Here is a 5,316-nt window from a genome sequence, read left to right on the forward strand (position 1 = left end):
CACCCATCGTGCGACACACCCCTGGACTCGAACGAGTGGATGTGTCCGTGCTCGGGACACGAGGGGCTTCTCCATCTCTTCCCTAGAGGACATCCCCTGCGATTTTGTTCGTCGACACGAATCAAGCGTAGAGACGAATCTCTTCTGTGCTGCTCAACCATCGTCGAACAGCACACACCGTCAACCTCTCCGTTTTCAGCGGAACGCGGGAACGCTCGGTGCTTCACCGTCTACGCGGGGACGGAATTAGGATTAATTTCTTTGTTCGACAGTGCAACGTTCGAGTAGGGCCGCCAACTTTCCGGAGTCGATGCGGTCGTTGTCGTCGGCGATTCCTGTGGAAACGAGGATATGGTCGACAAGGCCTATGAATGACTCGACGTTGTCCGGCGTGACCCCGCTGGCCAAGGCGAGCGGATGGTTGTGGAGTCCCTCGCGAAGGGCCTCGAGTTTGTGGGTGTCGGCGGCTAGTCCTGTGCCGGGTCCGGAGGTGGTGGGGATATCGACGTGGCGGCGTGCGAGTTCGCCCAGGCGGGGAAGATCGGATTCTGAGACGGGAGTTTGGTATTTGAAGGCGATGCCGCCGAAGTGCAGTCCGGTCCATCCGGTTCGTTCTCGTGCTGAGTGGAGTGAACGGAACTCGTGGTCGTCGCCGTCGAGGGAGACGCCGGCGTTGTCGGACCAGATGGCGTCGAGAGGAATACCGCCAGGAAAGTGCGGTGCGAGGATGTTCAGTGCATCAGTTGCGCTGCGGCGAATGACGTTTGCGCCCAGGAAGATGTCGGGGTGCTTCAGGCGGACGTGATCGATGCATCGGGCCAGGCGGATGTCATCTGCGTCGTGATCGATGAGAAAGACTCCGGAAATGGGATGTCGACGAGCGACCTCGACTTGTTCCGAAACCTGGTCGAGATCGTGGACGTGGATCACGGGATATATGCGCATCGCGATGCTCCTGCTGGTTGCGTTGGAGGTGTCAGGGTCGTACGCGTATCACCGTGGATGGGGCAAGGCCCCACTCCGAACGTCCGAGTCGGCTCGGCGGTGCGACCTTGGAAAAGTCGGGAAGTCCGTCCTTGGCCAGTACGGCGCTAGCGACAACGACGTTGACGACGCGTCCGAAGATCAATGAGCAGTTTCCCATCTCCACGATCGTGTGCTTGACGCATTCGAACGCGATCGGCGCTTCGGCAACCCGAGGGACAGCCAGGACATCGCTGTCGTGGGGGTTCATTCCCGCCTGGGTGAACTCATCGATCTCGTAGGGAAAGGACTCGGAAGTGGCATTGATGGGGTCGATGAGTGTTTCAGTCCCGATGTTCACAACGAATTCACCGGTTTCGGTGATGTTGCGCCAGCTGTCCTTGTGACCGACCGAGTTGAACTGCACGATCGGAGGCCTGGTGGAGGCAACGGTGAAGAAGCTGTACGGAGCGAGATTCAAGATCCCGGCGCTCGAGCGCGTCGACACCCAGGCGATAGGGCGCGGCACCACCGAGGCAGCCAGGACGTGATAGAAGTCCGCAGCACGCATCACGGCCGGATCGAAACGAGTATATGAGTCGGGGGTCGGGTCGATCGAGTACATGGGAGAGCGGCCTTGGGTCAACAGCACGCCCCGGCGGTAAGGATGTCCAGGCGTTTGGCCAAGTTCTTGTCCAGATGGGCAACGGTGCTGATCAGGTGGGTTCGCAAGGCTTGGCGGGCCTGCTCGGGCCGGTGCGCAACGCACGCTGCGAGCATGCGTTCGTGTTCTTCGCGGCGGAGGGTGAGTTGGTCACCATCCTGTTCGCTGGTGACACGGTAGCGTTCGCTGTTGAGCCAGGTCGGGTCGATGGAGCGGAGCATCCATACCGAGCCGGCAGCGCGGTAGATGGCGTAGTGAAAGTCCTTGTGTGCAATGCGAGCCTCGATGATGTCGCCGTCTTCGAGTGCGATGCGCTGCCGTTCCAATGCCTCGCGGGCCGCCGCTTCGTCGTCGGCGTCGAAATTCTCGGCGGCGCGGCTGCAGAGGATGCCTTCGAGCGTGATGCGGGTCCGGTAGGTGTCGATGAGGTCGTCCGTCGAAATTTCCCGGACCCGCGCCCCCTTGTGGGGGGTCATCTCGATCACGCCGATGGCCTCGAGCTGGCGGAGTGCCTCGCGGATGGGCATCATGCTCATCCCCAAGGTGGTCGACAGCTCTTGCAGCCGGAGTGGAGCGCCCGGCGGGATATCACCGTTGCAGATGGACTCGAGAATGGCGTTGTACGCCTGTTCGAGTGTTGTCGAGCGCTTGGGTTTCTTCACTCCGGCTGCGGTCATATCAGTAGCTCCCGTTCAACAGTTCGCCTGCACGGGGAACGTACCGCTTCAGGCCGAGTTCTTTCAGCAGCTGGTAGGTGGTGGCGACGGCTGCAGACAGCACAGGCTTGCCGATTCGGTCCTGAACGACCTGGACGGCAGCCAACGACGGCATCTGCACGCACGCAGACAGCACGACTACATCGGCCTGACTGTGGTCGAGCCGTTCGACGATGTCCACCAGCGCCATCGGGTCCCGGGAACCGACCTCGAGGTTGTCGGGAATTTCGAGGGCGATGAAGTCGGTGACCTCGAAGCCCTCACCAGAGATATAGTCGACGACCTGCTCGGTCAAGGGGCGCATGTACGGGGCGATGAGGGCGACCTTACGGGCACCGAGTACCTTCAGCCCGTCGACCAGGGCGCCGGCGCTGGTGACCACCGGCGCTTCGGCGTCGTTGTCGACGGTCACCTGGTGCAGGCGCTTCTCCGAGGTGCAGTGGTACCCGGCGCCGCGGGTCATGATCGCTACCAGACAGGCGTAGCCGAGGACATCGACGTGGGCGTCGGACAGCTCCAGGGCGCAGCGATCGGACTCGTCGTCCATCGCTTCGAGCTGAGCCTTGGTCACTTCTTTCATCCGCATACGCGAGGAGTGGAAAGTGAAGCGCTCGGGTTCGACCTCTTCGCGGGCACGCAACATCGCGGGGATCTCGGTTTCCATCGTGATGTTGGAACTCGGGACGATCTGGCCGATGCGGTAGGCGCGAGGGGATGCCGGTGTGGTCATGGTCAGACCGCCTTGACAGGGTTGGCCAGGGTGCCGATCTTTTCGATGGTGGCGGCCACGACATCACCCGGGGTCAGGTACGTCGGCGGGGTCATCGCCGCACCTACGCCCTGAGGGGACCCGGTGGCGATGATATCGCCGGGTTCGAGAGTGACTCCGGAGGTGATATCGGCAATGAGCTGGGGAATCTTGAACAACATGTGCCGAGAATTTCCGTTTTGGCGCTGCTCACCGTTGACGGTCAGCGACAACTGCAGGGTGTGCGGGTCACCGAGCTCGTCCGCGGTGACGACCATGGGACCGAAGGGCTTGTAGCTGTCCTGTCCCTTGGAGAAGAACCACTGCCCGGAGCGGCGCTGGTCGCGGGCGCTGATGTCGTTGACGATGCTGTAGCCGAAGACGTGGTTCATCGCGTCATCCTCGGTCACCGACTTGGCGATATCGCCGATGATCACGGCGAGTTCGCATTCCCAGTCCAGCTGTTCGGTCAGCTCGCTGTTGTGCAGGATCGGCTCGTCGGGGCCGATCACCGCGGTGCCCGGTGTGCTGAACAGCACCGGCCGCGTCGGCAGGTTCTCGTCGGTGTCGAGGGATCGGCTCGATTCTTCGACGTGCTCGACGTAGTTCAGTCCGACACCGATGAGCTTGCCGGGACGGAACGGGGCGTGCAGCACCACTTCGTCCAGTGAACGGATGGCTTCCGTGGGCCAGGACTGGGTAGTGGCGACAGCCTGGGCGACCCGCCGGTGCAGATCCGGGCCAGCGGCGATGTAGTCGCGCAGGTCGTTGGGAACATCGATCACCGACTGCAGAGCAGGGACGAGATCGAGGACAAGAGCACCGTCGAGGACGACGCCGAGGTGACGTGCCCCGCCGGTGCCGAGGCTGAAGTTGACAAAGCGCACGAAATTCTCCTTGCTCGATGAATATACGGAAATCTCTCAGGCTGTCTCGGTCTCCTCAGGAACTTCCGTGAGGTAGGGATGGGGGAAGGTAGGCACGTGGTGACTGTTGAGGACGACGCTGGACTGCGGTTGCTGATTGACGCTGAGTTGGAAGATGTCGAACCGGTTGTAGTGGCCGATGATGTCGTGCATCTGTTTGGGTTGGATCGATGCAGTGATGTCGATGTCGGCGTACACGATCCCCTCATCGTCGATGAGAGGCGTGGTCATCAGCCGCCCGTCTGGACCGAAGATGCCACTGAAGGCACTGTGCGGACGCTCGAGTAGCGTGCGGGCGGCCTCGTTGTGTGCCACGGTATCGATGATCTGATCTGTAATCGCGGCACAGGCGACGATGGTGAAGACCTTGCCTTCGAAGCTGTGTGCAGCAGCACGGGTCTTGATGGCTTCGACCATGTCGTACTCGGCCGGTGCAACGGGAAGGGCGATGTAGTTGGCGATGTGGACCTGCTCTCCTTGCGCCAGGAGACTGAACCGGGCCAAGGTATTGGTGTTCTCCCCGCAGGCCAGTCCACCGAGTCGCCCGATTCCGGTGTCGTAGACGCGCAGTGAGCTGCCGTCTCCGCCGGCCCAGGTCAGCTTCTCGGCCCAGGTCGGCACCAGCTTGCGGTGAACGCCCAGCAGTTCACCGGTATTGCTGATGAACAGGACCGAGTTGTACAGAGTGCCCATGGAGTACGGGTCTCGTTCGTTTACTCCGATGACGACGTGGGCGTCGGCTGCGCGAGCAGCGGCACACAAGGCTGCCACTTCGGGACCGGGGATGTCGATGGCTGCGTGAAATAGCTTTTCGAACCAGGGACTCCCTTCAACGGGCGTCATGGTCCAGTTCCAGTAGGGATACGCCGAGACGAACACCTCGGGGAAAGCGATCAGCTCAGCGCCGTGTGTGCTCGCTTCTGCGATCAGATGGCATGCCTTGTCCACCGTGGCGGGCGTGTCGAGGAACTCCGGAGCCGCCTGCACTGCGGCGGCTCGGAACTTCGGGTAGGTGGTCATCTCAAGAGTCCTTTACTGCGAAACCGGCTAGCCATCTTGCAATGATTTGATCAAATCTTACGGGACATGGCAAGGAAGAATTTCCCGCTTTGGCCGCAGGCCTCCCCCTGGTGACAGATTCAGTCCTTCAACCAGGAGTATTCGAGTACGCCAAGAGAGTTGACTCGATCACGAAAAATCAACTTTCGTGAAAAAAGTCGCACTCAGGTCTCGCGTTTGATCAAATTTCGGTCTAGCGTTCCCCCCAGCGGCGACACACCCCCTCGGTGAGTCAGCGCA

6 protein-coding genes are annotated in these 5,316 nt (G+C 61.2%); all 6 read right to left on the minus strand.

Annotated features, from left to right (window positions below):
- Window positions 1-252: 252 nt before the first annotated feature.
- From NV2_RS30350 to NV2_RS30375, 6 genes are read right to left on the minus strand one after another with little or no spacing between them, the layout of a single operon-like run.
- Window positions 253-945 carry a BtpA/SgcQ family protein gene (locus NV2_RS30350; RefSeq protein ID WP_067882357.1) on the minus strand — a complete coding sequence of 231 codons (693 nt, stop codon included), beginning with the start codon at window positions 943-945 and terminating at the stop codon, window positions 253-255.
- A 31-nt stretch (window positions 946-976) separates the two neighbouring features.
- Window positions 977-1,588, minus strand: a complete 612-nt coding sequence (locus tag NV2_RS30355) for a flavin reductase family protein (protein WP_067882360.1) — start codon at window positions 1,586-1,588, stop codon at window positions 977-979.
- Between the two features lie 17 nt (window positions 1,589-1,605).
- Window positions 1,606-2,304 (minus strand): GntR family transcriptional regulator, encoded by a 699-nt coding sequence (locus tag NV2_RS30360; RefSeq protein ID WP_064062101.1) that lies wholly within the window; start codon window positions 2,302-2,304, stop codon window positions 1,606-1,608.
- Between the two features lies 1 nt (window position 2,305).
- Complete coding sequence (locus NV2_RS30365) at window positions 2,306-3,073, minus strand: maleate cis-trans isomerase family protein (RefSeq protein ID WP_033098387.1); 768 nt, start codon at window positions 3,071-3,073, stop codon at window positions 2,306-2,308.
- Between the two features lie 2 nt (window positions 3,074-3,075).
- Window positions 3,076-3,978: a fumarylacetoacetate hydrolase family protein gene (locus NV2_RS30370; protein WP_067882362.1), complete on the minus strand. Its 903-nt coding sequence runs from the start codon at window positions 3,976-3,978 to the stop codon at window positions 3,076-3,078.
- A gap of 36 nt (window positions 3,979-4,014) precedes the next feature.
- On the minus strand, window positions 4,015-5,037 hold the full coding sequence (locus tag NV2_RS30375) for a carbon-nitrogen hydrolase family protein (RefSeq protein WP_067882365.1): 1,023 nt from the start codon (window positions 5,035-5,037) through the stop codon (window positions 4,015-4,017).
- Window positions 5,038-5,316 lie beyond the last annotated feature (279 nt).

This window comes from Nocardia vermiculata NBRC 100427 (assembly GCF_001613265.1).
Lineage (GTDB): Bacteria > Actinomycetota > Actinomycetes > Mycobacteriales > Mycobacteriaceae > Nocardia > Nocardia vermiculata.